24 protein-coding genes and 3 tRNA genes are annotated in these 26,036 nt (G+C 52.0%); 8 read left to right on the top strand and 19 right to left on the bottom strand.

All coding sequences use genetic code 11. The annotated features are described in order from the left end of the window. Positions 1-48: 48 nt before the first annotated feature. Complete coding sequence (gene hemH, locus J4377_RS12355) at positions 49-1,128, bottom strand: ferrochelatase (RefSeq protein ID WP_038476953.1); 1,080 nt, start codon at positions 1,126-1,128, stop codon at positions 49-51. 112 nt (positions 1,129-1,240) lie between these two features. Here hemH and J4377_RS12360 point away from each other — a divergent pair, with 112 nt between their 5' ends. Both J4377_RS12360 and J4377_RS12365 read left to right on the top strand, forming a co-directional pair. Beyond that, positions 1,241-2,821: a cryptochrome/photolyase family protein gene (locus tag J4377_RS12360; RefSeq protein ID WP_038476956.1), complete on the top strand. Its 1,581-nt coding sequence runs from the start codon at positions 1,241-1,243 to the stop codon at positions 2,819-2,821. After that, positions 2,818-3,216, top strand: a complete 399-nt coding sequence (locus J4377_RS12365) for a thiol-disulfide oxidoreductase DCC family protein (protein ID WP_038476959.1) — start codon at positions 2,818-2,820, stop codon at positions 3,214-3,216. The genes J4377_RS12360 and J4377_RS12365 overlap by 4 nt, the downstream gene beginning before the upstream one ends. A gap of 32 nt (positions 3,217-3,248) precedes the next feature. Here J4377_RS12365 and J4377_RS12370 read toward each other — a convergent pair whose 3' ends face one another. The 9 genes from J4377_RS12370 to rnr form a co-directional block, all read right to left on the bottom strand. Then, positions 3,249-3,551: a DUF6482 family protein gene (locus J4377_RS12370; RefSeq protein ID WP_038476962.1), complete on the bottom strand. Its 303-nt coding sequence runs from the start codon at positions 3,549-3,551 to the stop codon at positions 3,249-3,251. A 140-nt stretch (positions 3,552-3,691) separates the two neighbouring features. Next, the gene (locus tag J4377_RS12375; protein ID WP_009721685.1) at positions 3,692-3,985 is read right to left on the bottom strand and encodes a hypothetical protein; all 294 of its coding nucleotides are present in this window, start codon (positions 3,983-3,985) and stop codon (positions 3,692-3,694) included. Positions 3,986-4,051: 66 nt separating this feature from the next. Further along, positions 4,052-5,440, bottom strand: a complete 1,389-nt coding sequence (dnaB, locus tag J4377_RS12380) for a replicative DNA helicase (protein WP_009721684.1) — start codon at positions 5,438-5,440, stop codon at positions 4,052-4,054. Between the two features lie 219 nt (positions 5,441-5,659). Further along, complete coding sequence (gene rplI / locus J4377_RS12385; protein ID WP_038476968.1) at positions 5,660-6,106, bottom strand: 50S ribosomal protein L9; 447 nt, start codon at positions 6,104-6,106, stop codon at positions 5,660-5,662. Between the two features lie 15 nt (positions 6,107-6,121). Next, the gene (locus J4377_RS12390; RefSeq protein ID WP_038476971.1) at positions 6,122-6,973 is read right to left on the bottom strand and encodes a hypothetical protein; all 852 of its coding nucleotides are present in this window, start codon (positions 6,971-6,973) and stop codon (positions 6,122-6,124) included. 12 nt (positions 6,974-6,985) lie between these two features. Next, positions 6,986-7,213, bottom strand: coding sequence for a 30S ribosomal protein S18 (gene rpsR, locus J4377_RS12395; protein WP_009097135.1), 228 nt, complete (start codon positions 7,211-7,213; stop codon positions 6,986-6,988). A gap of 33 nt (positions 7,214-7,246) precedes the next feature. Next, complete coding sequence (gene rpsF / locus J4377_RS12400; RefSeq protein WP_009721681.1) at positions 7,247-7,630, bottom strand: 30S ribosomal protein S6; 384 nt, start codon at positions 7,628-7,630, stop codon at positions 7,247-7,249. Positions 7,631-7,842: 212 nt separating this feature from the next. After that, positions 7,843-8,637 (bottom strand): 23S rRNA (guanosine(2251)-2'-O)-methyltransferase RlmB, encoded by a 795-nt coding sequence (gene rlmB / locus J4377_RS12405; RefSeq protein WP_038476977.1) that lies wholly within the window; start codon positions 8,635-8,637, stop codon positions 7,843-7,845. A 2-nt stretch (positions 8,638-8,639) separates the two neighbouring features. Next, the gene (rnr, locus tag J4377_RS12410) at positions 8,640-11,042 is read right to left on the bottom strand and encodes a ribonuclease R (protein WP_038476979.1); all 2,403 of its coding nucleotides are present in this window, start codon (positions 11,040-11,042) and stop codon (positions 8,640-8,642) included. A 246-nt stretch (positions 11,043-11,288) separates the two neighbouring features. Here rnr and J4377_RS12415 point away from each other — a divergent pair. The 3 genes from J4377_RS12415 to J4377_RS12425 all read left to right on the top strand — a co-directional run bounded on the left by J4377_RS12415 (position 11,289) and on the right by J4377_RS12425 (position 11,695). Continuing rightward, positions 11,289-11,375: transfer RNA gene (locus J4377_RS12415), tRNA-Leu, on the top strand. A 103-nt stretch (positions 11,376-11,478) separates the two neighbouring features. After that, positions 11,479-11,565, top strand: a tRNA-Leu gene (locus tag J4377_RS12420). Positions 11,566-11,608: 43 nt separating this feature from the next. After that, positions 11,609-11,695 (top strand) — tRNA-Leu (locus J4377_RS12425). Positions 11,696-11,915: 220 nt separating this feature from the next. On the opposite strand, the gene J4377_RS12430 is transcribed toward J4377_RS12425, so the two are convergent. Both J4377_RS12430 and J4377_RS12435 read right to left on the bottom strand, forming a co-directional pair. Next, positions 11,916-12,779, bottom strand: a complete 864-nt coding sequence (locus J4377_RS12430) for a DNA/RNA non-specific endonuclease (RefSeq protein WP_038476982.1) — start codon at positions 12,777-12,779, stop codon at positions 11,916-11,918. A 61-nt stretch (positions 12,780-12,840) separates the two neighbouring features. Beyond that, positions 12,841-13,116 (bottom strand): Lrp/AsnC family transcriptional regulator, encoded by a 276-nt coding sequence (locus J4377_RS12435; protein ID WP_009721675.1) that lies wholly within the window; start codon positions 13,114-13,116, stop codon positions 12,841-12,843. 259 nt (positions 13,117-13,375) lie between these two features. On the opposite strand from J4377_RS12435, the gene J4377_RS12440 reads away from it, so the two are divergent. Continuing rightward, on the top strand, positions 13,376-13,690 hold the full coding sequence (locus J4377_RS12440; protein WP_038476986.1) for a high-potential iron-sulfur protein: 315 nt from the start codon (positions 13,376-13,378) through the stop codon (positions 13,688-13,690). Between the two features lie 79 nt (positions 13,691-13,769). On the opposite strand, the gene J4377_RS12445 is transcribed toward J4377_RS12440, so the two are convergent. The 5 genes from J4377_RS12445 to J4377_RS12465 form a co-directional block, all read right to left on the bottom strand. Next, entirely contained in the window at positions 13,770-15,332 is a 1,563-nt protein-coding gene (locus J4377_RS12445) for a SpoVR family protein (protein ID WP_038476989.1), read from the bottom strand. A gap of 20 nt (positions 15,333-15,352) precedes the next feature. Beyond that, complete coding sequence (locus J4377_RS12450; protein ID WP_038476992.1) at positions 15,353-16,642, bottom strand: YeaH/YhbH family protein; 1,290 nt, start codon at positions 16,640-16,642, stop codon at positions 15,353-15,355. 19 nt (positions 16,643-16,661) lie between these two features. Further along, positions 16,662-18,584 (bottom strand): PrkA family serine protein kinase, encoded by a 1,923-nt coding sequence (locus J4377_RS12455; RefSeq protein WP_038476995.1) that lies wholly within the window; start codon positions 18,582-18,584, stop codon positions 16,662-16,664. 279 nt (positions 18,585-18,863) lie between these two features. Beyond that, the gene (locus J4377_RS12460) at positions 18,864-19,907 is read right to left on the bottom strand and encodes a low specificity L-threonine aldolase (protein WP_038476998.1); all 1,044 of its coding nucleotides are present in this window, start codon (positions 19,905-19,907) and stop codon (positions 18,864-18,866) included. A 151-nt stretch (positions 19,908-20,058) separates the two neighbouring features. Continuing rightward, the gene (locus J4377_RS12465) at positions 20,059-22,080 is read right to left on the bottom strand and encodes an NADPH-dependent 2,4-dienoyl-CoA reductase (RefSeq protein WP_253485784.1); all 2,022 of its coding nucleotides are present in this window, start codon (positions 22,078-22,080) and stop codon (positions 20,059-20,061) included. Positions 22,081-22,272: 192 nt separating this feature from the next. Between J4377_RS12465 and J4377_RS12470 the strand changes: the two genes are divergently transcribed. Both J4377_RS12470 and J4377_RS12475 read left to right on the top strand, forming a co-directional pair. Continuing rightward, positions 22,273-23,190, top strand: coding sequence for a DMT family transporter (locus tag J4377_RS12470; protein ID WP_253485785.1), 918 nt, complete (start codon positions 22,273-22,275; stop codon positions 23,188-23,190). Positions 23,191-23,232: 42 nt separating this feature from the next. Next, the gene (locus J4377_RS12475; protein WP_038477009.1) at positions 23,233-24,801 is read left to right on the top strand and encodes a carbon-nitrogen hydrolase family protein; all 1,569 of its coding nucleotides are present in this window, start codon (positions 23,233-23,235) and stop codon (positions 24,799-24,801) included. 171 nt (positions 24,802-24,972) lie between these two features. Here J4377_RS12475 and J4377_RS12480 read toward each other — a convergent pair whose 3' ends face one another. Together J4377_RS12480 and J4377_RS12485 are read right to left on the bottom strand one after the other, a co-directional pair. After that, positions 24,973-25,272 (bottom strand): MGMT family protein, encoded by a 300-nt coding sequence (locus J4377_RS12480; RefSeq protein WP_038477012.1) that lies wholly within the window; start codon positions 25,270-25,272, stop codon positions 24,973-24,975. 27 nt (positions 25,273-25,299) lie between these two features. Beyond that, complete coding sequence (locus tag J4377_RS12485; protein WP_253485786.1) at positions 25,300-25,905, bottom strand: FMN-dependent NADH-azoreductase; 606 nt, start codon at positions 25,903-25,905, stop codon at positions 25,300-25,302. Between the last annotated feature and the right edge of the window lie 131 nt (positions 25,906-26,036).

Raw genomic sequence — 26,036 nt, forward strand, 5'->3', positions numbered from 1 at the left:
CACTTTTGGGGTGCAGTTCACTTTGGCGGCTTTTGACAAAACGCGCTATTAAGAAGCGGACAACCACCCCGCCAACTCGTTGTTAACAACCGCTAGCAGGGCATCAATGTGATCGTCTCGATCATTCAGGCAAGGAATATAACTAAACGTCTCCCCTCCTGCTTCCATAAAGCTATCGTGAATCTCTTCTTTGATCTCTTCCAGCGTTTCAACACAATCGGAAGAGAAAGCAGGCGACATAATCGCAATATGCTTGTGCCCTTGCTTGGCAAGTTCAGCCACATGATCGACGGTTTGCGGGCCAACCCACTTTTCTGGGCCAAACTGAGACTGAAAGGCGGTGTCTACTTCCTCTTTGCTTAGCCCCAGTTTTTCACGCATCAAACGCGTCGTTTTCTGACATTGGCAATGGTAGGGGTCACCTTCTAATAAGTAACGTTCGGGGACGCCGTGGTAGCTTGCTACCAGTTTCGTCGGACGCGTTTCAAAACCTTCATAAGCTTCCTGAACTGAATTCGCCAGCGCCTGAATATAGGCGGGATGCTCAAAATAAGCGGGCACCGTACGAATATAGGGCTGCCATTTCATTTTCATCAACGTACGAAATGCCTGATCATTTGCCGTTGCGGTCGTAGGCGAGCCGTACTGGGGATAAAGCGGGAAGAAAACAATCCGCTCACACCCCTTCTCTTTCATGCGGTTGAGAACACTTTCAGTCGACGGATTGCCATAGCGCATACAGAAATCAACTTCGACGCTATCGCCGTAGAGCGCTTTCAAACGTGCAGCCATTTTTTCAGTTTGGGCACGCGTCGTCGTTAACAACGGACTCTCGTTCTTCTCGTTGTTCCAAATACTTTTATAAGCGTTACCAGAAGAAAAAGGACGTTTGGTCAAAATAATTAGTTGTAAAAGCGGCTGCCACTTCCAATTAGCGTAATCAACAACACGCTTATCGGACAAAAACTCACTAAGGTAGCGCCGCATAGACCAATAGTCGGTTGCGTCCGGGGTGCCCAAGTTAGCCAACACCACGCCGACTTTTGCAGGGGGAACGGCAGGATGATCACTTGGCGCATGGACCAAGCGCCCTTCTCCCGGCTGATCTTTCACAACGCTATCGACCATGTCGCTAACTCCTCGGATACTTTAAATAGTTGGCAAAATCTTAACACTTTTCGGCAAAGTTGCGGCATAAAGTTATACTATCAACATTATTTGTATAACTGCAGGCCAACTCATGTCGAAGCCTTTACTGTTAGTCCTTGGTGATCAGCTTTCGCTTTCATTGGCAACCCTGCGCAATGCGCCAACTGACGCAGTCATCGCTCTTTGCGAGGTCGCCGAAGAAGCGCGCTATGTGCCTCACCATATACATAAAGTCGGCTTGTTTATGGCCGCCATGCGGCACTTTGCTCAAGCGCTGCGCGATAAAGGCTACAACGTTCACTACAGCCGCATTGATGATGCTGACAATACCCAGTCACTCATCACGGAAGCTGAACGTATTGCCACTCAGTACGGTTGCCATGAAGTGCGTGTAGCAAGACCTGGTGAATGGCGACTTTGGGATGCCATGCAACAGCGCCAAGCAGCCGCCCTACCCTGGAAAGTGATCGAAGATGATCGCTTTTTCAGCTCGCCTGATGACTTTGCCAACTGGGCTAAAGGACGTAAACAGCTGCGTCTGGAGTATTTCTATCGGGAGCAGCGCAAACGAACTGGGCTACTGATGGAGGGCGATACACCTGCTGGAGGAAAATGGAACTTTGATCACGACAACCGTGAGCCGATTCAAGCAACGCTCAGCTTTCCATCGCCTCCCACCCATCGCCAAGATGCACTGACCCAGGAAGCGCTCAATGATGCCAAGCAGCATTTTAGCGAACACATGGGATCCCTGGATAACTTCAACCTCCCCGTCACCCGCCGACAGGCGCTGGTGGATTTAAACCACTTCCTTGACCATGGGTTGGCCGACTTTGGGCGCTACCAAGATGCGATTAGCGATAAAGAACCGTTCCTTTTTCACTCCAGACTATCGGCGGCGCTCAATATCGGCCTGCTTACACCTCATGAAGTCTGTGAAGCCGCTGAGCAGCGCTACCTAACAGGTCATGCGCCTATCAATGCAGTCGAAGGATTCATTCGTCAAATACTGGGTTGGCGAGAGTATGTTCGAGGGCTTTATTGGACACAAATGCCGACTTACAAGCGAGAGAATCGGCTTGGCTTTGAGCGAGAATTGCCAGCATTTTACTGGGATGGCAATACCGATATGCGCTGTTTACAGCGCGCCATTCAAATGACCATCGATAACAGCTACGCCCACCATATTCAGCGTTTGATGGTAACCGGCAACTTTGCCCTACTGTGCGGTGTTAAGCCTGAAGCACTCTGTGACTGGTATCTAGCGGTGTATGCCGATGCCTGCGAATGGGTAGAGCTGCCCAACACCTTAGGCATGGTACTGCACGCTGACGGCGGCTTAATGGGCTCCAAACCTTACTGCGCTTCAGGTAAATATATCGACAAAATGTCTGACCACTGCCAGCACTGCCGCTACTCTCCAAAACAGGTAACAGGTCCAAAGGCGTGTCCGTTTAACAGCCTTTACTGGCACTTTCTGGAAACCAACGCTGAACAGCTGAACCGCAATCCGCGCATGAAGTTGATCTATGGCTCACTCTCTCGCATGAAAGACGAAAAGCGTGACGCGATGCGTCAGCAGGCTGAACAGTTTCTTGCTTCACTACCCACCAGTCCAGGCTACGGCCAGACCTCCCACACACAAGGCTATCTATCAAAGGGTACTCAATGAGCCGTTTCTCTACGCTTCACGCAACGTCACCTGTCACGCTATATCACGATGGCCACTGCCCTTTTTGCCGCGTGGAAGTCGCCTGGCTTGCAAAGCATCGCCATCAAGAACGTGTCACGCTAGTGGATATTCAGAGCAGTGATTTCAATGCAGCCGATGTAGGACGCAGATTTGACGACATGATGGGGCTGCTGCATGTTAAAGATAGCCAGGGAAATTGGTATATCGGGATGGATGCCAGCCGGGCCCTCTATGCGGTACTGGGCTACCGGTGGCTAGTATGGCTTTCTTGCTTACCAGGCCTGCGAGGAGTAATGGATGCAGGCTATCGTTTTTTTGCCCGTCGCCGTGTACGGCTAGGGCGATGGTGGGAGAAGCGTCACGCAAACAAGTGAGGACGCCATAGGATGTTGCAATGCTTGTAGTGTTAAAACACTAGCGGCATACGTGATGTTAACGGCGAACTGTAATGAGCATCGCGTCCAATCACTTCATCCTGGGGTACATGCTGTACTAAGTAAGCACGGTGAATGCCTGCACGCTTTAGCTCAAGATAAACATCATCTAGCGAGCGAAACAGCATTGGCTTACCGCGCTGGGTCAACATATGCCGCTCGCCCTCTACATCTTCAAGCTCTAGTTGATAAAAGCGGCTGCCCGAATGCGTGATAACGCGTATTTCAAAATTATCGTGACCCGCAACAAATTGCTTCAGTTCTTTAAGTTCCATGGTTCCCTCCTGTGATTGTTCATCATCATGGGGCACAGCATGACGATACCCCATGACAATTTTATTACCTTGGCACTAACTGCCTACGACGGCAACATCACAAAAGAGTTCCTGACCAAAACGTCAACTTATTCGTCGAATTATTGATACTCAGAGGGGTCGATTGCTTTACCTAACGAGTTGCGGTCTATCCAGTTGCCGCCTTTAGTTTCCTTGTAACGGAAAACTACTTTATCGCCCACCGTTACCGGTAGTTCTGAATCTTCAGTTTGGTAGCTATATTTTTCCCCTTCCACTACCAGGAAGTAACGGTAGAGGTCAGGCATTCCCAACCACTCTTTAAATGGCCCTTCTCGCTCTAGTGACTGCAGTTCCCCACGGCCTTCCAGCTTAGGAAGACGTTTACGGTTACCACGTCTAAAACCACCTGCCATTTGCTACTCCTGTCTATCTGCTTGGTCGGGGAGGAGCATTATACGTTCTCCCCCCTAACGCTCAAGTTAATCGCCGAACGCTTCGCCATAGCTATCGGGCGCAAGGTCTTCGAAGCGTGTGTATTTACCAATAAAGGCCATATGTACCGTACCGATAGGCCCGTTACGCTGTTTACCTATAATCAGCTCGGCAATCCCTTGGTTGTCAGGATTGTCAGGGTTATACACCTCATCTCGGTAAACAAACGCAATGACGTCGGCATCCTGCTCAATCGCGCCGGATTCACGCAGATCCGACATGACAGGACGCTTGTTGGGGCGCTGCTCCAACGAACGGTTAAGCTGTGAAAGTGCTACAACAGGGCATTGAAACTCTTTTGCCAGCCCTTTCAGCGAGCGGGAAATCTCCGATATCTCACCGGTACGGTTTTCAGAGAAGCCAGGAATTTGCATTAGCTGCAGATAGTCAATCATGATCAGCGCCATATTGCCGTGCTCACGCACCACTCTGCGCAGGCGTGAGCGCATTTCATTAGGCGAAAGCGCCGCAGTATCATCGATAAATAGCTGCTTGTCTTTGAGCAGGTTGACCGCTGACGTCAGTCGCGGCCAATCTTCATCTTCCAACTGCCCCGAACGCACACGGGTTTGATCAATCCGACCCAACGAAGAGAGCATACGCAGCATCAGAGATTCTGCCGGCATCTCCATGGAAAACACCATCACCGGCTTATCGCTAGCAATAACCGCGTGCTCCACCAAGTTCATGGCAAACGTGGTTTTACCCATTGACGGGCGGCCCGCGATAATTACCAAATCTGAGGGCTGTAAGCCTGAAGTCATTTCATCGAGGTCACGAAACCCCGAGGAGAGACCTGTCATTTCACCCTTTAGGTTGAACAGCTCATCAATGCGATCAACGGCTTTGGTTAGCAGTTCACTCATGCCGATAGGACCGCCCGTTTTCGGCCGCTCTTCGGCAATCTGAAAGACTAGTCGCTCAGCTTCGTTAAGCAGCTCATCAGCAGGACGGCCCTGGGGCGAAAACGCCCCGTCAGCAATTTGATTGGCCGCACGGATTAATTTACGCAGCGTTGCCCGCTCGCGAACGATATCCGCATAAGCACGAATATTACTGGCAGAAGGCGTGTTGCGGGCCAGCTCAGCTAAGAATGCCAAACCACCCACCGTATCCAACTGATCACGCGCTTCTAATGCCTCTGACAGCGTTATAACGTCAAGCGGCTGCCCGGATTCGGCCAAATGAATCATCACATTGAATACCAAGCGATGCTCATAGCGGTAAAAATCATCCGCCACCAACCGTTCCGAGACATTGTCCCAGGCTTGGTTATCCAACATTAGCCCACCTAGCACCGACTGCTCCGCCTCAAGAGAGTGCGGCGGCAGCTTTATCGCTGCCGTTTCCTGATCAGCAGAAGGCTGGTCCTGCATAGTGAGCTCCTTAATCATAAAGCGTAGCCAATAACGATGACTATCTTAGCGGGACAATCTCAAACCCACCATAAGCGACCTATCTACGCCAAGCGACGTTCAAAAAAATTCGACCCACACCTCAAACGTTTTTGACCGCGCTTAGGACGGTTTAGATTAAAAAGACAAAGGGCGCGGGAAGACCCGCGCCCTTTGAGGCGTCAGCGTTGGCGAGAGCGTTTACTCTGCGACAACAACCACGCGAACAACAGCATCTACTTCTGCATGCAGGTGTAGAGCGATGTCGTATTCGCCAGTTTGGCGAATCGGACCTTGCGGCATACGTACTTCGCTCTTGGCAACTTCGATGCCAGCAGAGGAAATAGCGTCGGCCAAGTCACGAGGACCGATAGAACCGAACAGTTTGCCTTCATCGCCTGCTTTAGAAACCAACGACAATTCGATGTCGTTAAGCTGCTCAGCACGCGCTTCAGCTTCTGCTTTACGCTCAGCGGCTTGGGCTTCAAGCTCAGCACGCTGGGCTTTGAATGCTTCAACGTTATCTTTGGTTGCCGGCACGGCTAGGCCGTAAGGAACCAAATAGTTACGACCATAACCGGGCTTTACAGTGACTTTGTCACCCAGGCCGCCCAGCTTACCAATGTTGTCGAGCAGAATGACTTCCATCTCGTAAACCTCTTGTCAGTTGCTGCGGGCAAGGCGTGCGCGAACGTTCGCGAATGTATCAATCAGCCCCAACAGCAGCACAATGAGAATCGTGGGCCAGGTCGTGATCAGTAGCACATAAAATGCCACCAGCCACAGCCCGTTCATCCCCTTTATTCCAATAAACCCATGCACTAGCGCAATGCCAGCTACCAGCAGTGGAATCCAACCAAGCATTGCCAGAGCGTGCGCTCCCAACACCATACCCCCCACACCAAGCACGACTAAAACAGCCAGCTCTTTGGGCGATAGGCGCAGTGCGTGAAACTCTTCGCGGAAGCCGCCTGGGTTATAAAGCCCAGCTTGCCAGCTTCGCGCCAAAGCCAAACACGCAATAGCGGCCAACAATACCACCAAGCCTGTTACACCACCGATCACCATAGCGGCGAGCGTGGGTGCATCAATACCTTGGTTAGCAAACTCTGTCAGCATGCGATCAATCTCAGTAGAGCTTGCTCGCAGTTGCTCCAGCATCAACTCTGTTCCACCTGGCGGTATAAAGATGCCGAGTTGAACCATAACCGCTGCCGCCAATGTGCCAACGATTAACGCTTCACTCCAACGCATCCTCTCACGCAGGATAACCGCCATCAGCGTTACTAGCAGTACGCTAGCAAGTGGAATGACGTCACCTTGAGACCACCAGAAACCCGCAGGTAGTGCAGCAGCGATAATTACCGGAAGCGCAGGTGCAAAACCTTTGCGTAAGGTAACTAGCGCGGCGATGGCTGCCCCTAACCAGAACAGCCAAGGCACTAGCGTCGCTAACGCCGCCCCGCCAATGGCATAGGGCGTGCTCCGCATGAGCCATCTCGCCAGTGCCAGCATCACGTTAAACGCTTACTGATGGCTATCGGAGTAGGGCAGCAGTGCCAGGTAACGCGAACGCTTGATAGCAGTCGCCAACTGACGCTGATAGCGTGCTTTGGTGCCGGTAATACGGCTCGGAACGATCTTGCCGGTTTCGGTGATGTAAGCCTTCAGCGTATCGAGATCTTTGTAGTCGATCTGCTTGACGCCTTCAGCAGTGAAGCGGCAAAACTTACGGCGACGGAAAAAACGTGCCATGGACTAGCTCCTTAAAACGTGCGGTGGATGAAATTAGGCAGTTTCTTCTTCAGCTTCTTCTGCGCGCGGTTTATCTTCGCGACGCGGACGCTTTTCTTCTGCCGGCTTCATCATCGGAGAAGCTTCGGTGATCGCTTCTTTGCAGCGAACAACCAAGCTGCGGATGATGGCGTCGTTGAAACGGAAGATGTTCTCGATTTCTTCGAGAGTCTCGCCGGTGCACTCAACGTTCATCAGCACGTAGTGGGCTTTGTGGATCTTGTTGATCGGGTAAGCCAGGTGACGACGGCCCCAATCTTCCAAGCGATGCACAGTGCCACCGTTTTCGGTAACAATGCTGGTGTAGCGCTCGACCATAGCCGGCACTTGCTCGCTCTGATCCGGGTGGACCATAAACACGATTTCATAATGACGCATGGAATCTCCTTGCGGTTTGACAGCTTCCGGTGTGTATTGACACAGCTGTATCAATGACGACAGGGAAGCAAGGAGTTAACTGAAATGCCCGTTGCTCACCGCGAACGATGTCATTTGGGGCATCAAGCAGAACTGTTTTTCGTATTAACTGTTAACCAATACGAGCGCCCGCTTAAAGTTAAACGGGCGCAAGCATTCTAGTGGGCTAGTGCTTAACTTGCAAGCCGCCTCTGCCGAACAGCTTCAAACAAACAAATGCCTGTCGCGACCGATACGTTCAGGCTGGACACCTGTCCGGCCATAGGCAACTTTGCCAAGTTATCGCAGGCTTCCCTGGTTAACCGGCGCATGCCCTTCCCTTCAGCGCCCATCACTAATGCAGTCGGGCCAGTCATATCAATCTCAAACAGGCTAGCCTCAGCTTCACCAGCAGTACCAGTAATCCATACACCGGCATCTTTTAGCTTAGCCAATGTACGCGATAGGTTAGTAACCTGATAAACAGGCACCACCTCGGCTGCGCCGCAAGCCACTTTCCGCACCGTCGCGTTCAGCGGCGCGGCTTTATCCTTAGCCACAATCACACCGTGAGCACCGGCGGCATCCGCGCTGCGCAGGCACGCACCAAAGTTATGGACATCGGTAACACCATCCAGCACTAACAATAGCGGAGGTGCAGACGCTTGCCATGCGCGTAGCTTCAACCACAACGACTCTTCCCCTTCGGGAACCAGCGGCGGGCAAAATGCCACAACTCCTTGGTGGGCCGCACCCTGCGTAAGCTGATCCAGCAAGTCGCGAGACTGCTCTTTAATCCGCGCACCACGAGCCTGAGCGCTCGCAACCACTTCCTTCAAGCGGTTACCCGCTCCTTGCTGCACCCACAACTCAAGGGGCGTTTCGCCCCGTTCCAGCAGACTTTCCAGGGCGTGAACGCCATACACTTGGTCTAGCCCATCCGGAGTACGAACAGCCGGACGCGAGCTACGTCGAGACGACGATTTCATGCTCAACCCTTATTCGGTGATGGTTTACGCGGGCCATTACGCGTGCGTCTTGGCCCACGGCGCGTCGGCTGCTTATCAGCTGATGCTGCTTTGCTAGCTCCCCCTTCTACTCCAGCACCACCTTCTCCACCGCGGCGTTTGCGCGGCTGGCGGCGTGGCCGGGGTTTCTCGTCAGCTAAACCAAAGTCGATCTTACGATCATCCATATCTACCCGCGCAACCTGAACCGTAAGCCCGTCACCCAAGCGGTAGGTCGTGCCTGTGCGCTCACCTTTGAGGCGATGCTTCTCTGCCTCATAGTGGTAGTAGTCAGAGGGCAGCGAGGTGACATGCACCAACCCTTCGACATAGAAGTCATCCAGTCGCACAAACAAGCCAAACTGAGTCACTGAGGCGATAGTACCTTCGAACGTTTCGCCCAGCTTGTCGGACATAAACTCACACTTAAGCCAACTTTCAACATCACGGGTTGCTTCATCAGCCCGCCGCTCGGTCATTGAGCAGTGCTCACCCAACTCAAGCATTTGCTCGAAGGTATAAGGGCACCACTTGCTTGGCGGATCAACCGGCGCGCCTTCTACCCGAACAACCGTATTGGTTTGCCGTGGCCCGCGAATGACTGAGCGAATGGCGCGATGCACCAATAGATCAGGGTAACGACGAATCGGTGAAGTGAAGTGCGCATAGGCCTGGTAAGCCAAGCCAAAATGGCCCTCATTCTGGGGCGAATAAACCGCCTGGTTCATTGAGCGCAGCATGACAGTTTGGATGATGTCAGCATCTGGGCGATCAATAATCGCCTCACGTAACGCTTGATAGTCTTGAGGCGTCGGCATGTCGCCACCACCAACGGAAAGCCCCAGCTCACTCAAGAACAGACGCAGTTTATCAAGACGTTCCGGGGTCGGGCGCTCGTGAATACGGTAAAGAGCGGGCAAGTCATGCTTATCCAGGAAGCGCGCGGTAGCCACATTGGCCGCCAGCATACACTCCTCAATTAGCTTATGAGCATCGTTGCGAGTACGCGGGACAATTTTTTCAATCTTGCGCTCATCATTGAAGATAATCGCTGTTTCGGTGGTGTCAAAATCAATCGCACCACGCTCTTCTCGGGCACTACGCAGCAGGCCATAAAGCTCGTGCAAATTTTGCAACGGCTTCACTAGCGCCTTGTGCTCATTGCGCAGCGCTTCCCCTTCATCACTCTCTTTATCGAGGATGGCCGCCACTTTATTGTAGGTCAGGCGAGCGTGGGAGTTCATTACCGCCTCATAGAATGAGTAGCGGCTAATAGCGCCCGTCTTGGAGATATTCATCTCGCAAACCATCACAAGGCGATCTACTTGGGGATTTAACGAACACAAGCCATTTGAGAGCAGCTCAGGCAGCATCGGCACAACCTGGCCTGGGAAGTACACCGAGTTCCCCCGCGTACGCGCCTCATCATCAAGCGCAGTCCCCGGGCGCACGTAGTGCGATACATCAGCAATCGCTACCAGCAGCTTCCAACTGCCCGACTTGGTCTTCCAAGCGCATACCGCATCGTCAAAGTCTTTGGCGGACTCATCGTCAATGGTGACCAACGGAATCTCACGCAGATCGACACGGTGTTGCTTATCTTCCTCTAATACTTCTGCTGAAATACCGCTGGTTTGGTCAAGCACTTCTGGCGGAAACTCAGCGGGTATATCGTAGCTACGAATCGCGATATCTATTTCCATGCCAGGATCCATCCGTTCACCCAGCACTTCGATAACTTCACCAACTGGCTGAACTCGCGTAGCCGGCTGCTGAACGATTTTCGCTGATATCACCTGCCCATCTTTCGCGCCAGCGCTTGCCGTATGAGGAATGATAACTTCCTGGGTAATGCGGGGATTCTCAGGAATCAGCACACCAAACTCAGGTGAATTACTACGGTATACACCCACAATCGTTTGGGTATTTCTCGCAATCACATCGGCAATAGTCGCCTCATCACGACCGCGGCGGTCGCGGCCACTAACACGCGCCAGCACATAATCGCCGTGGAAAACACGGCGCATCTGACGAGGGGGCAATACTAAGTCTGGCTTTTTACCATCATCACGCAGTAGGAAGCCAAAACCATCTCGGTGGCCCAGTACCTTCCCTTTAATAAGGTCAAGTTTATCAATTAGTGCATAAGCGCCGCGTCGATCGCGCAGCACCTGACCATCACGCTCCATGGCAGCCATACGACGGCGAATAGCTTCAAGATGATCTTCATCTTCAATGCCGAGCATGCGGCTCATATTTTCGTGGGTTATTGGCTTGCCGTACGTTTCCAGGGCAGCTAATAAATATTCGCGGCTGGGCGCAGGATTATCATACTTTTGCGCCTCGCGCTCGGCGTGCGGATCATCACTCAACGTCCAGTACTTCATGCGATCAACATCCTTGATTGCGTTTGCGGGAGGCAGACAGTTTGCGCAGGCGCAGTGCGCTGCGGGCGGGGGGATTCAGCCATTGATCGACTGAAAAACATCATGTTTGGTTTGGTCATAACTGCATTATAGCGCTGCCCGCTCAATCACCCAACCACCTAGCACGGCAATTGTACGATTTTAATGATAAAAAACAGTTACCGGGTCTTGCATTTAAGCGTGGCCTCGGTATCATACGCGCCACTTGCCCAGATGGCGGAATTGGTAGACGCGCTAGCTTCAGGTGCTAGTGTCCGTATGGACGTGGAGGTTCAAGTCCTCTTCTGGGCACCACCTTATGTCATGTTATCCCCTTTTCATGGTGTAAAATGGTGTAGCGGCAAGCAGTACTATTTAGAAATAGTATTGATAAAGTATTAGCAAAACGTTTGTATTCGCCCAGGTGGCGGAATTGGTAGACGCGCTAGCTTCAGGTGCTAGTGTCCGTATGGACGTGGAGGTTCAAGTCCTCTCCTGGGCACCATACGAATACAAACAGCAGTAAGATCAGTAGCGAAATATGATATGCCCAGGTGGCGGAATTGGTAGACGCGCTAGCTTCAGGTGCTAGTGACCGTATGGTCGTGGAGGTTCAAGTCCTCTCCTGGGCACCATTTCATAGATTCAGTTTACATCAGCGCTGATCAACACTTCACCACTCGCCGTTCAGCAACTAACTTCAACGCTTCCTGCTTGATGCTCCCACTATCTATCTAGACTATTTGTTTAGCCCCTCCCTATTCAGAAAATACTATTCAGAAAATCCTGCCTAGAAAGATCCGCTCAAAAAAACACCGCTCAAGCGACCGTCTTCGCCATCGCGGTATTTTTGCATTATTGGAAACGCCCAGGACGACGCGATACTTCTTCTAGTGCCCAGCCTTGAGTACGCAATTGCCCTTCCAATACAGCTTCACGCTCTGCCGCTAAATCAGGGAAGAAGTTTAGCCCTGTGCGCGACTCGATCTCATCGATAGTTACCAGATAATCATCTAACGGTTCATTACCACGAACGTCTTGCGGCATGATAAAGGCAAGCGCCAACGGAGCCTCTTCATCCGGCACAACAATGATCTTATAGAACGCTTCTGGCACTTCCACAAAACCAACGCGATTAAACACATTGTCCATGTAGCGCTCAGGAAAAATAGGCCCAGTAATCACCTGCAAGCGATCAAAGCGCGGTGCAAAATGATCCATCACCGACTCTTCAAGACGCTGCCAAAGCTGGCGATTCAGATTAGGTCGCTGAGGCGTCATGTTACTCATCAAGAAGGTATCGACCTGAGCGTTACGACCATGCACCGCTGCAATGGCATAGTTAGGTGCCAAGTGTCCGCGATCATAGCCACTGCCGGAATAGCTATCCGTACCTATTGGCCATAACGTTCGCCAGTCGGCCTTAAAATTAGGCCGTGGGCCAATACGAGTATCATCGGACACCGCTTCAACTTGATAACTGACCCAAAGTGGGTTTACCCGCACATCAGACCATCCCGCTAAGAAGCCATCGTTTCTCAGCACACGGTGAAACGTTGTTAGCTGAAACCCATCCCAGGTAGGCACACCCATCCAGGTATAGTCATCCTGATGCTGACGCTCCTGAAACTCCCAAAGCCCCGTTCCTACTATGACAAAAAGCACAGCGATACCCAGGCGTTTTCCCTGACGACGCCAGCGCGAAAGCGATTTCCCCAACAGACTTACTCCCTACAATAATGATTCTGCATCCTGCTTTTTATGTCAGGTAATTTATTGGTTACCAGCCCAGGGAAAACATCGTTTCTAGGTCGTGACGGGAGTGCACCTGCATGGCATTCAGCGTTTCGGTATCGCTAATACCCTCGACAGCGTTTAGACGTTCCGTGACCAGTTCTGCAAGGCTTTCAAAATCAGGGGTCCGGGCAATGGCGACCAAATCATAGCGACCACACGTCGAATAGACTTCACTAATACCGTCTACATCAGCAAGGCGCTCGGCGACTGCTTTTACCTGGCCTTTCTCAGTATTGATTAAAATCACAGCGTTTTGCATAGCACCCCCAACAATAGCGTTAACAACAATCTAATCAGCAATCAGAGGCGAGTATAACAGGCTGCTTGATAAGACCAAGCACCACTCAGTGACGTGGTTAATTGTCGCGCTTTTCATAAGGTTATTCGCACTAATTTTGAGCATGCGCTAGCATGGCTTAGAGAACTCCGGCTTATTAGCTCTGTCGGAGTATTAGAGGTGGTTCACCACCCAATAACATAAGCAAAAAAACGTCAAACCGTGACGCTAAGGAGACACCATGGCCAATCAGAGCCGTCGTAAGTTCATGCGTAATAGCGTAATGGGTCTAGCCGCCCTGCCATTTGGTGCTGGCATCCTGTCAAAGACTGCTTTTGCCCAGGAACTGCCTCGCCTTGACCCATCTAACTCTACTGCCCAGGCACTTAATTACGTAGAAGTAGCCAGTGACGCAAGCGACCACCCGGCCTACGAGGAAGGGGAGCTGTGCTCAAACTGCATGTTCTTTAATGCAGAAACCGCAGGTTGCCAGCTGTTCCCGCAAAATAGCGTTGAAGCAGGCGGCTGGTGTCAGTCCTGGACTGCCAAAGGCTAATATTAGTAGCCAACTGATCTTGGTGAAACAACCAAGCTTGACCACTACCCCGCGCTTGCCGCGGGGTAGTTATTTAACCTTAACTCACCTCTTTGTTTTCCTCCTCAATCGGCCACTGGTAACGGCGCGTCACACGCCCCTCTTCCATTGAGACCAAATGCACCGGAAATCCCCATAGCTGCTGCAAATGGCGAATCACCGGATATACGCTGCGACCAAGGGGCCGACGGCTATCTTGTACATGGTGTAACGTCAACGAACGATCCCCGCGTATAGCCGCTTCGACAACTTGAATATTGGGCTCACGCACCGATAGCGCATATTGAGTTGACAGCGCCTCACGCACTCGCCGATAGCCTCGCTCATTATGAATTGCTGCGACTTCCAGTGTTTCCATCTGATCATCATCAACAATTAAGAACAGCTTGAGATCGCGTATTACCTTGGGGGATAAAAACTGCTGTATAAACGACTCATCCTTAAAGTTCCGCATTGCAAACTCAACGGTATCGCGCCACGGGCTACCCGCAATATCGGGAAACCACTCCCGATCTTCATCCGTTGGCGCATCACAAATCCGCTTAATGTCCATAAAGATCGCAAACCCTAACGCGTAGGGATTAAGGCCGCTGTAGTGTGGGCTATCAAAGCCTGGCTGATTGATAACCGCGGCATGGGATTGCAAAAACTCCAGCATCAAGCCTTCATCGACTTTCCCTTCATCGTATAAACGATTCATCAGCGTATAGTGCCAGAAACAAGCCCATCCTTCGTTCATCACCTGGGTTTGTCTCTGGGGGTAAAAGTACTGCGCCAGTTTACGTACGATACGCACAATTTCGCGCTGCCAGGGAGCTAGAAGCGGCGCATTTTTCTCAATAAAGTAGAGCAAGTTTTCCTGTGGCTCTGAGGGATAAATACCGCCTCTGTGCAGGCCAAGTGGATCTGCCTCGCTGTGCAGGCTACCCGGCAGTGGAGAAACGCCATCGGGCGCGCCAGGGATCGTGCGCCACAACATATTGACCTGGGTCTGCAGGTAGGCTTCGCGCTCTTCTTGACGCCTTACCTCTTCTTCAGCAGAAATGGGTGAGGGGCGCTTGTAACGGTCTACACCGTAGTTTTGGAGAGCGTGACAGGCATCTAACAATTGCTCTACAGCATGGACACCGTGGCGCTCTTCGCACTGAGCAATATACTTACGAGCAAATACTAGGTAATCAACGATGGAGTCGGCATCGGTCCAGGCACGGAACAAGTAATTGCCTTTAAAGAAAGAGTTATGCCCATAGCAGGCATGCGCAATGACCAATACCTGCATCATTAACGTATTCTCTTCCATTAGATAGGCAATACATGGGTTGGAGTTAATCACCAATTCATAGGCAAGCCCCATCTGGCCGCGCTTGTAGGCTTGTTCAACGGCAAGAAACTGCTTACCAAACGACCAGTGGTGATAACCTACCGGCATCCCCACGCTCGCGTAGGCATCCATCATCTGTTCAGTGGTAATCACTTCTATCTGATTGGGATAAGTATCTAGGCGGTACTCATCGGCGAGCCTAGCGAGCTCCTCGTCGAAGCGCTCCAACACACTAAAATTCCAGTCGGAACCAGTCGCTATTGGCTTACGGGCTACACTCATGGCGTACTCCTCGGTTCGCGTTACTGCTCTTGACTCAACCGACGTTTAAACAGCTCACGGAAGACCGGGTAGATATCCCCAGCATCGACAATTTGGCGCATCGCAAACCGTTCGGGAAATTGCGCGGCGACCGTTTCGTATTCATGCCATAGCGACTGATGCTCATGGGGAGTAATTTCCACATAAGCGTAGTACTGCAACTGCGGCATGAGCTGTTTAACCAGTAAGTCTCGGCAAATATTCGAATCATCATCCCAGTTATCGCCGTCCGATGCCTGAGCGATATACAGATTCCACTGACCAGCGGGATAGCGTTTTTCGATGATTTTATTTACCAGGGTGAGCGCGCTGGAAACGATGGTGCCACCAGTTTCACGGGAATAGAAAAACTCCTCCTCGTTTACCTCCCGCGCAGCCGTGTGGTGGCGCACAAATACCAGCTCTACTTTCTCGTAATGCTTTTCCAAAAATAGATAAAGTAATAGGAAAAACCGCTTAGCAATGTCCTTATGGTTTTGGGTCATGGAACCAGAAACGTCCATGACACAGAACATCACCGCCTGACTGGAAGGCTGAGGCTGCGCTGCCAACTGGTGGTAACGCAGATCATAGGTGTCAATAAATGGCACCGCCTCAATGCGCTTTTCCAAGCGGTCTATTTCTGCCTTTAGCTCAACTATTCTCGCCGGATTGCGCAGCACCGGATCCTTGCGTTCTTCTGCGGCGAGCGCCTCTTGAGCCTCTTTCAACGCTCGCTTAATGGGGGCACGCATGGCAATGCGACGTGCGTAAGCTTCCCGCATTGATCGGGTGATGCTAATTCGCGACGGCACCCCGTCACGCGCGAGCCCCGCACGCACCATTTTTATCTCTTCGAGTGACTTCAATGGCTTGCGCTGCAAATTAGGCAACTCAAGACCATCAAATACAAACTCCAAAAACTCCTCGCGGCTCAGGGTAAAAGCAAACTCGTCGTCACCCTCGCCTTGATTGGAAGCACCACCTTCGCCCGCGCCATCTCCGCCGCCCTGGCCACCAGGGCGGCGAATTTTATCTCCTTCTAAAAACTCCTTGTTGCCGGGCGATACGATATTGCGCGCACCGCCCGGGCCATGTTGAAACACCGGTTCAGAGATATCCTTGGTAGGAATGGATACCTTTTCCCCTCGCTCCATATCGGTAATGGAGCGGCGGTTAACCGCCTCCTCCACCGAACGCTTGATATGTTTGCGATAACGTTCCAAAAAGCGCTGCCGATTGACCGCGCTTTTATGCTTAGCGTTAGGCCTTCGATCAATAAAGTAGGTCATACGACCTCCCGATTATCCGCTACTGGGACTTGCGCACGCGTAGGTACCACTCGGAAAGCAACCGAACCTGTTTCTCGGTATAGCCACGATCCACCATGCGCGCCACAAAGTCCTCGTGCTTCTTCTGATCCGACTTCGACGCCTTCGCATTAAACGAAATAACCGGTAATAGCTCTTCAGTGTTCGCAAACATCTTATGCTCGATAACGCCTTTGAGCTTTTCATAAGACTGCCAGCTGGGGTTCATGCCATTGTTTTGTGCACGCGCCCGCAATACGAAATTAACCACTTCGTGACGGAAGTCTTTCGGGTTAGAGATGCCTGCTGGTTTCTCAATTTTTTCGAGCTCGTCATTCAGTGACTGACGGTTCAACAATTCGCCCGTTTCGGGGTCGCGATACTCCTGATCTTGAATCCAAAAATCCGCGTAGGTTACGTAGCGATCAAAGATGTTCTGCCCATACTCGCTGTAAGACTCCAGGTACGCTGTTTGGATTTCCTTACCAATGAAATCGACATAGCGCGGTGCCAGAAACTCTTTGATAAAGCCGATATAGCGCTCAAATACTTCTGAAGGCAGTTGCTCGCGCTCTAATGCTTGCTCTAGCACATACAGCAAATGCACAGGGTTCGCGGCGACTTCAGTGCCATCGAAGTTAAACACTTTAGAAAGTATCTTGAAGGCGAAACGGGTAGACAACCCCTGCATGCCCTCATCCACCCCCGCCGCATCACGATACTCCTGGATCGACTTTGCTCGAGGATCGGTGTCTTTCAGGTTTTCGCCGTCATAAACGCGCATCTTGGAGTAGATGCTGGAGTTTTCTGGCACTTTTAGCCGCGAAAGCACTGAAAACTGCGCCAACATACGCAGCGTATCAGGGGCGCAAGGGGCTGCGTTAAGCGAGGAGTCTTCGAGCAGCTTTTGGTAAATCTTGATCTCTTCGGAGACCCGCAGACAGTAAGGCACTTTGACGATATAGACACGATCCAAAAATGCCTCGTTGTTGCGGTTATTGCGAAACGCCTGCCATTCCGATTCGTTTGAGTGGGCTAAAATCACACCGTCAAAGGGAATTGCCCCCATGCCTTCGGTAGGGTTGTAGTTACCTTCTTGGGTGGCGGTAAGTAATGGATGCAGCACCTTAATCGGCGCTTTAAACATCTCAACGAACTCCATCAACCCTTGGTTAGCGCGGCAGAGCCCACCAGAGAAGCTATAGGCATCGGGGTCATCTTGCGAGTAAAGCTCCAACTGACGAATATCGACTTTACCCACTAACGACGAGATATCCTGGTTATTTTCATCGCCAGGCTCAGTTTTGGAGATGGCAATTTGATTTAACCGCGAGGGATAAAGACGCACCACCCGGAACTGAGAAATATCGCCGCCCGCTTCTTTTAAGCGCTTCGCCGCCCATGGCGACATAACACTGCGCAGATAGCGCTGGGGAATGCCGTACTCTTGCTCCAGAAGCTCACCATCTTCTTCCGGCGAAAAAAGCCCTAGCGGTGACTCATACACGGGTGAATCTTTAATGGCATAGAACGGGATACGTTCCATCAACAGCTTCAAGCGTTCAGCCAGCGACGATTTACCACCACCTACTGGCCCTAGTAAATAGAGGATTTGCTTACGCTCCTCTAATCCCTGCGCGGCATGACGGAAGTACGACACAATTTGCTCGATAGCTTCTTCCATGCCATGGAATTCAGCAAAAGCAGGATAGCGGCGAATCACCTTGTTCGAGAAAATGCGTGATAGACGCGGGTCTTTCGCCGTGTCGATCACTTCAGGCTCGCCAATGGCTTCCAGCATACGCTCCGAGGCGCTGGCATAAACCTTTGGATCACGGCGACAAAGCGCCAAATACTCCTCTAGGCTCATGTCTTCTTGCTGAACGCGGGCAAATCGGTCTTGAACGTGATCAAAGATGCTCATGGAACTCTCCTGTGGCCCATCCCCCAGCAGCTACCGCCAAGCCCAAACATCAAGCGGTGCGCAATACGAGGTGTTGCTCTATCAGCGTAGTCAGCATTAGCAAAAAGTGATGACTAAACCTTCAACGCACAATGTTTAATAATTTGAGCACGGTAGGAGAGATTAAGTTGCGTTGAATGTGCGATGGCCCTAAAAACAGTGTTCAGAACGCATAGCGCCGCCTGAAAGGCGGCGCTATGGCGGGTAACAACGCGTCGAGAAGGCACCGTTTAGGCAGTATTATCCCAGCACTTCTTTTACATCTGCCAACAGTTGATCCAGCAATTCAACGGTAGTGTTCCAAGCGCAAACAAAACGCGCACCACCCGCTCCAATAAAGGTATAGAAGGTCCAGCCTTTGGCTTTCAACGCCTCGATAGCATGAGGAGGAAACTCAACGAAAACACTATTCGCCTGAGTCGGAAACATCAGTGAAACGCCAGGGAGTGCTTGCAGTCCTTCGGATAAATACCGTGCCATGGCATTGGCATGCTCAGCGTTGGTTAACCACGCGCCGCTTTCCAACAACCCTAGCCATGGGGCAGAAACGTAGCGCATTTTCGAAGCCAGTTGACCTGCCTGTTTGCAACGGTAGGAAAAGTCCTCAGCCAAATCACGGTTGAAAAAAAGAATCGCCTCACCAAACGCTAGCCCGTTCTTGGTTCCTGAAAAGCACAACGCATCGACGCCTACCTGCCACGTTAGCTCAGCGGGGCTTGCATTAAGACCAGCGCAGGCATTGGCGAACCGCGCGCCGTCCATATGTAAGCGTAAATCGTGCTTGTCTGCCATGGCACGTATTGCCAGTAACTCTTCCCGAGAGTAGACCGTGCCAACTTCTGTCGCTTGGGTAAGCGACACTACTTTAGGCTTGGGATAGTGAATATCACTACGCTTAGTGACCAGCGCTTCAATGCCCTGTGGCGTTAGCTTACCGTTAGCCCCTGGCGAGGTCAGCAGCTTCGCGCCGTTAGAAAAGAACTCAGGGCCACCACACTCATCGGTTTCAATATGGGCCAGTTCATGACAAATAACGCTGTGGTAGCTGCGCCCCATTGCAGAAAGTGCCAGTGAGTTTGCTGCAGTACCGTTAAACACAAAAAAAACATCGCAATCGTAGTCAAACATTTCACGAAAACGATCTGCGGCACGGGCAGTCCAACGGTCATTGCCGTAGGCCAAATCATCAGCTTGATTGGCTTCAAGCAGGTATTCCATAGCCTCTGGGCAGATACCTGAGGTGTTGTCACTGGCTAAAAATCGTGGGGTACACTCCGAGGTCATGACGATAGTCCTTTTATCTGACGATCTTACGGCGCGAGCTGGGTGCCACTCGCGCCTTAATTTGTTAACTGTGGTTAACAGCCACCTTGATCGACCAGTCTATCGCCATTGCAGCGCTTACGTCACCCGCCTGACTCGCTTGGCCCTATCGCTACAGGGAAGCGGCAAGACGCGTGCCTTGATCGATGGCTCGTTTAGCGTCTAGCTCCGCAGCTTCATCGGCACCGCCAATCACATGAAAGCATGTTCCCGCCTGGCTTAAGGGCGCGATAAGCTCGCGAACCGACTCCTGCCCAGCACATACCACGACAGTGTCCACCGCCAGCACCTGCTCCTCGCCATCGCGGCGAATGTGAAGACCGGCATCATCGATTTTCAAATACTCGCAGCCAGTCAGGGTTTTAACTCCCCGCTGTTTTAGTGATGCACGATGTACCCAGCCCGAGGTTTTGCCCAGGTTCTTACCTGGCTTAGAGCTTTTACGCTGAAGCATAATAATGTCACGGGGAGACGCTGGCGGCATTGGCGGCTTTAGACCGCCACGATCGCCCACGGCAAGGTCAACGCCCCACTCATCACACCAGGCTGCCACATCCATTTCAGGATGTCCCTGGTCAGCGAGCAGCTCTGATACATCAAAGCCAATACCACCAGCGCCAATCACCGCTACACGTTGGCCCACACGTTCAGGGTGCTCAATAGCTTCAGCGTAGCTAAGCACACTGGCATGATCGGCCCCCGGTAGCGCAAGCTCACGGGGGGTAACGCCGGTGGCAATCACCACCTCGTCAAATTCAGCTAGTGTATCGAGGGTAGCCGCCGTATTTAGGCGAACATCTACCGCGTGTTTTTCTAACATCACCCGGAAGTAGCGCAACGTTTCGTTGAACTCCTCTTTACCGGGAATTTTACGGGCGTAATTAAACTGCCCACCCAACTCGCTACGTCGCTCAAACAACACCACATGATGCCCCCGGCTAGCAGCGGCCACGGCGGTGGCAAGCCCCGCGGGACCGCCGCCGACAACCGCTACCCGCTTGGGTGTTTGCGTGGGTTCGAGGGTCAGCTCGGTTTCATGGCACGCTCTGGGGTTAACCAAACACGATGTGAGCTTGCCCATAAAGGTGTGGTCTAAGCAGGCTTGGTTACAGGCAATACAGGTATTAATTTCGTCTGAAAGACCCGCCTTGGCTTTACGCACCCATTCAGGGTCAGCCAAAAACGGGCGTGCCATCGACACCATATCCGCATGCCCATCAGCCAACACACGCTCCGCCACCTCGGGCATATTGATACGGTTGGTGGTAATCAGCGGGATGGATAGTGCCGATCTAATGCGTTTAGTAACTTCGGTAAACGCTGCACGAGGCACGCTGGTTACAATGGTTGGCACCCGAGCTTCGTGCCAGCCAATACCAGTGTTGATCACATTCGCGCCCGCAGCTTCAATGGCTTGGCCAAGTTGCACCACTTCTTCCCACGTGCTGCCTTCTTCCACCAGATCAATCATCGATAGGCGAAAGATCATCAAAAAACGCTCGCCCACTGCCGCGCGAATGCGTTTCACAATTTCGATCGGGAAGCGAATACGTCGCTCAAAATCACCGCCCCACGCATCATCACGCTGATTGGTGCGACGACAAATAAACTGGTTGATCAAGTAACCTTCAGAGCCCATTACCTCAATACCGTCATAGCCCGCCTGCTGGGCAAGCTGCGCACAGCGCACATAGTCGTCTATCTGCTGCTCAACCTCGTCACTTGAAAGTTCCCGAGGCATAAACGGGTTGATCGGCGCCTGCAGCGCAGAGGGAGCTACCAGTTCAGGTGAATAGGCATAGCGCCCGGCATGGAGAATCTGCATACACAAATGCCCGCCCGCGTCGTGCACAGCGTCAACCACGCACTTATGCTCAGCTAGCTGAGACTCGTCGGTAAGGGCATTAGCCCCTTGGAACACAGCGCCTTCAGCATTCGGAGCAATACCGCCCGTCACAATCAGGCTGACACCCGCACGAGCGCGTTCAGCATAGAAGGCTGCTAGACGCTCAAAGCCGTTGGGAGCTTCTTCTAAATTGGTGTGCATTGACCCCATCAACACACGATTAGGCAGCGTTAAATGGCCAACGGTCAGTGGTCGAAACAGATGCGGGTATGCGGGCGTATGGTTCATCACGGTACTCCTTTATATTATTAAGCACATTCAAACAAGCGTATGACATACACCGCCTCACGTACAGTCCTTTACACCCCTTAATCTGTCACCCTTTAGCCGCCTTGCGAAACCATCAACCTTTGTGGCAAAGCACTTGCTCCTCTTGCGAAAGCACGTCACATTACCAGGCTAACGATAAGGGAACGCGCTATGCCATTGATTTACTTTTTACCGCCACTGGCCACTGTGTTGATTTGGTCAGGGAATATGACAATTAACCAATTAACAGTGGGTGCCATTGCGCCCAGCAGTATCGCTTTTCTACGTTGGTTGCTGGCACTGGCGGTAATGACACCGTTTGTGCTTCCTGCGGCATTACGTCATCGCGATGAAATACGCCGCCACTGGCCGAAACTGGCGTTGCTGGGGCTACTTGGCATGGGGCTGTGGCAAGGGTTGGCGTATATGGCGGCGGAAACAACGACTGCTACTAATATGGGCATTTTGGCTGCTATGGTGCCGCTTCTCACCGTACTATTAAGCGCTCTTATTTTGCGCGAGCCGCCTACGTTAGGCGGTATTGCCGGGGGCGTTCTGGCATTCATTGGCGTCACGGTACTGCTTGGGCGAGGCAACCCTTTGTCTCTGCTGCAACTGCAGGTAGCCGCCGGCGACGCATTGATGGTGATTGCTGCCACCTGCTACGCCCTATACGGTGTAATGCTGAAGCGCTGGGCGATGAACTTACCTCCTTGGGTAATGCTCTATGCCCAGGTCTGCTTTGCGGTTTTATTCCTATTGCCGCCCTATTTAATGGGCCCGATGACACCGGTAGATAGCCACAATATATGGCTGATCCTTTACGCAGGCATTCCCGCATCCATCATTACCACTTTTTTATGGATGCGCGCGGTGCGCCAAATCGGCGCGAACCAGTCGAGTATATTTATCAATTTGATGCCGCTATTTAGTGCCCTGATTGCCATGGCGTTTTTAGGCGAGCAGATCGCAGGGTTCCACTTTATGGGTGGGCTACTCATCCTTGCGGGGGTCATCATGGCGCAAACGCTGACACGCCCCCTGGTGCGCACTCCCGCGACGGATAAAACGAGCAGCGCTCAGCAATGATACAATAGGCTAACTTCATTCGACGGCTGGGAACCCCTGAATATGTCCCTAGAAGAACTGCACCTTAATCTTCGCAACCTCACCAGCGATGACTACGACCAGCTCAAAACGCTGATGGATGCGGTATATCACGACATCGGCGGTGCGTGGCCAAAGCACACTATTGACAAGCTCATTCAGGAATTTCCTGATGGCCAAATTGCCATTGAGGACGATGGTACGCTGGTGGGCGTTGCGCTAACGGTACAGGTCGATTACGACGAGTTTTCTAACCCGCATAAATATGACGACCTGATCGGCCATCGTGAAACCATCCTTAACGACCAAGATGGTGATGCCATGTACGGGCTGGATGTGTTGATCCACCCCGACTACCGTGGCTACCGCCTGGGTCGGCGTTTATATGAAGCCCGCAAAGAGTTGTGCCGCTCGCATAACCTGCGTGCCATTCTGGCAGGTGGACGCATTCCCGAGTACCACCAGCACGCCCAAGAACTCACCCCAGCAGAGTACATCGAAAAAGTCTCTCGTAAAGAGATTTACGATCCGATTTTGTCGTTCCAATTGGCTAACGACTTCCAAGTAAAACGCTTACTACGTAAGTACCTGCCAGAAGATGAGCAGTCTCGCGGCTATGCCACTCTGTTGGAGTGGAACAACATCCTGTTCGAGCCTGCTGAGAGCGTGCTAGATACCCGCCCGACTCAGGTACGAGTGGGAGCAGTGCAGTGGCAAATGCGTGAATTCGCTTCAGTGGAAGCAGCCCTTCAACAAATTGAATACTTTGTTGACGCATTATCAGATTATCAAAGTGACTTTGCGGTATTTCCGGAGTTGTTCAATGCGCCACTGATGGGCCTACAAGACCGCTCGGCCCAGCAGGATCAAATGGGCGCGATTCGTTTTTTAGCAGGCTTCACTGAGCGTTTTAAAAGCGAGCTTTCGCGGATGGCGGTGTCGTATAACATCAACATCGTTGGTGGCTCGATGATTGAAGTCGGTGACGATGACCGACTATACAATATTGCCTATTTGTTCCACCGGGATGGCGAAATCGAAAAGCAGTCGAAGCTGCATATCACCCCCCAAGAACGCCGCGACTGGGTGATCGAAGGGGGTGATAACCTGCAGGTCTTTGACACCGACGCAGGTCGCGTGGGCATTTTGATTTGCTACGACGTTGAGTTCCCGGAGCTTGGCCGTCTGCTAGCCGATCAGGATATGGATATACTGTTTGTACCGTTCTGGACAGATACCAAAAACGGCTATCTGCGGGTACGCCACTGCGCCCAAGCAAGAGCCATTGAAAATGAGTGCTACGTAGTACTGTGTGGCAGCGTCGGCAACCTACCTTCGATTGAAAACCTGGATATCCAGTATGCCCAATCAGCCGTGTTTTCACCGTCTGACTTCGCTTTCCCACACGATGCAGTGCTAGCGGAAACCACGCCTAACACCGAAATGATCTTCTTCTCGGACCTAGACCTGACTCGCCTTACTGTTGTGCGTGCCGAAGGCTCAGTAACCAACTTGAAAGACCGCCGCAAAGATCTATTTGACCTGCGCTGGCGCGACTGGTCCTGGAAGTCTGGGGCTAATCTGGAAGAGTAAGAGGTGTGAGATAATAAAATAGCCAAGTGCACGGCCTCCCACAATATTATTGTGGGAGGCCGATTTATCGGTGGTCCGACATCTCGGCGATGGCGGCGTAGCCGCCCTTGGCAAACATAAGCAGCAAAGCCTGAATCATCGCAAACTGAAACTCTCTCTTACAGCGTTGGCTCAATCAGGCCAGACAAGATGGGCAGGCACACGCCCTTTGCTATCAAACATAACGCCTTCATCGCGCAGTTTCTGATGCTGGCGGTCAGCACCGCCGTGGTCGGCTAGCGTTAGCGACGCAGCAATGACGCGATGCCAGGGTAGCTGATGCCCTTCTGGTAAGTGGCGCATCGCCGAGCCAACCATGCGCGGCGTGGCGCCTTCCGTCATCGCCGCGATACGCCCGTAGGTGGTTACCCGCCCAGCAGGAATCTGATCAACAATGGTATAAATCTGTTCGAGCAGTTCAGGGCGTGGCATTACCACCTCTTGTAAATCAACGTGTTACTAGAGTGTTTCGACTAGTTGATCGATCGCTTGAAACGCTTCTTTTAGCGCAGCATCACGCTTAGCGTCACCCATATTCAAGCCTTCCGCAAAGACAACATCCACATCGCTAATGCCCATTAAACCGAGCATGGCTTTAAGATGTGGCGTTTGGCTGTCTAATTCAGTCCCTGCGTACTGGCCACCGCGAGCAGCTAAAATAATCGCACGCTTACCTTCAAGCAAACCCTGCGGGCCATTTTCAGTGTAGCGGAAGGTTTCACCAGCGCGCAGTACGCGGTCAAACCACGCTTTCAGCTGGGACGGGATACCTAAATTATACAGCGGAACCGCCAGTACCAGGACATCACTCGCCCATAGCTCTGCCAACAATTCGTCAGAGTGAGCTGCTAGTGCCTGCTGATCGGCGTTGCGCTCGTTTGCTGGCGTCTGCCATGCACCGAGCTCTTCGATCGCAAGGTGCGGTAACGCGTTAGCCACTACATCGCGATGAGTAACCACTACATCGTGGGCTTCCGTTTTGGTTTCAAAATGGTTGGCCAACGCATTGGACTGGCCGTTTTCGCCTAAAATAGAAGAAGTTACAAGCAGTGCACGTGTGGACATGGATAATTTCCTAACGTATTAGTGGGAACTCTGGTTACTATTTTACGGCGCTTTTCGATTAAAAAAAGCGCAACGTTTCCCCTATCTCATTCGAAAAAATCGAATTTATAAACAACAAAAAGCCCCGCCCT

This window comes from Halomonas sp. XH26 (assembly GCF_024138895.1).
In the GTDB taxonomy this organism is placed as follows: Bacteria; Pseudomonadota; Gammaproteobacteria; order Pseudomonadales; family Halomonadaceae; genus Vreelandella; species Vreelandella alkaliphila.

Coding starts and splice junctions, on each gene's coding strand:
- rnr (WP_038476979.1), bottom strand. CDS start 11,042: ATGAAGTACTGGACGTTGAGTGATGATCCGCACGCCGAGCGCGAGGCG.
- J4377_RS12465 (WP_253485784.1), bottom strand. CDS start 22,080: ATGAACCATACGCCCGCATACCCGCATCTGTTTCGACCACTGACCGTT.
- rpsR (WP_009097135.1), bottom strand. CDS start 7,213: ATGGCACGTTTTTTCCGTCGCCGTAAGTTTTGCCGCTTCACTGCTGAA.
- hemH (WP_038476953.1), bottom strand. CDS start 1,128: ATGGTCGATAGCGTTGTGAAAGATCAGCCGGGAGAAGGGCGCTTGGTC.
- J4377_RS12375 (WP_009721685.1), bottom strand. CDS start 3,985: ATGGCAGGTGGTTTTAGACGTGGTAACCGTAAACGTCTTCCTAAGCTG.
- J4377_RS12440 (WP_038476986.1), top strand. CDS start 13,376: ATGGCCAATCAGAGCCGTCGTAAGTTCATGCGTAATAGCGTAATGGGT.
- rlmB (WP_038476977.1), bottom strand. CDS start 8,637: ATGAAATCGTCGTCTCGACGTAGCTCGCGTCCGGCTGTTCGTACTCCG.
- J4377_RS12470 (WP_253485785.1), top strand. CDS start 22,273: ATGCCATTGATTTACTTTTTACCGCCACTGGCCACTGTGTTGATTTGG.
- J4377_RS12480 (WP_038477012.1), bottom strand. CDS start 25,272: ATGCCACGCCCTGAACTGCTCGAACAGATTTATACCATTGTTGATCAG.
- J4377_RS12390 (WP_038476971.1), bottom strand. CDS start 6,973: ATGCTGGCACTGGCGAGATGGCTCATGCGGAGCACGCCCTATGCCATT.
- J4377_RS12370 (WP_038476962.1), bottom strand. CDS start 3,551: ATGGAACTTAAAGAACTGAAGCAATTTGTTGCGGGTCACGATAATTTT.
- rpsF (WP_009721681.1), bottom strand. CDS start 7,630: ATGCGTCATTATGAAATCGTGTTTATGGTCCACCCGGATCAGAGCGAG.
- J4377_RS12450 (WP_038476992.1), bottom strand. CDS start 16,642: ATGACCTACTTTATTGATCGAAGGCCTAACGCTAAGCATAAAAGCGCG.
- J4377_RS12460 (WP_038476998.1), bottom strand. CDS start 19,907: ATGACCTCGGAGTGTACCCCACGATTTTTAGCCAGTGACAACACCTCA.
- J4377_RS12365 (WP_038476959.1), top strand. CDS start 2,818: ATGAGCCGTTTCTCTACGCTTCACGCAACGTCACCTGTCACGCTATAT.
- J4377_RS12435 (WP_009721675.1), bottom strand. CDS start 13,116: ATGCAAAACGCTGTGATTTTAATCAATACTGAGAAAGGCCAGGTAAAA.
- J4377_RS12455 (WP_038476995.1), bottom strand. CDS start 18,584: ATGAGCATCTTTGATCACGTTCAAGACCGATTTGCCCGCGTTCAGCAA.
- J4377_RS12485 (WP_253485786.1), bottom strand. CDS start 25,905: ATGTCCACACGTGCACTGCTTGTAACTTCTTCTATTTTAGGCGAAAAC.
- dnaB (WP_009721684.1), bottom strand. CDS start 5,440: ATGCAGGACCAGCCTTCTGCTGATCAGGAAACGGCAGCGATAAAGCTG.
- J4377_RS12445 (WP_038476989.1), bottom strand. CDS start 15,332: ATGAGTGTAGCCCGTAAGCCAATAGCGACTGGTTCCGACTGGAATTTT.
- rplI (WP_038476968.1), bottom strand. CDS start 6,106: ATGGAAGTCATTCTGCTCGACAACATTGGTAAGCTGGGCGGCCTGGGT.
- J4377_RS12360 (WP_038476956.1), top strand. CDS start 1,241: ATGTCGAAGCCTTTACTGTTAGTCCTTGGTGATCAGCTTTCGCTTTCA.
- J4377_RS12475 (WP_038477009.1), top strand. CDS start 23,233: ATGTCCCTAGAAGAACTGCACCTTAATCTTCGCAACCTCACCAGCGAT.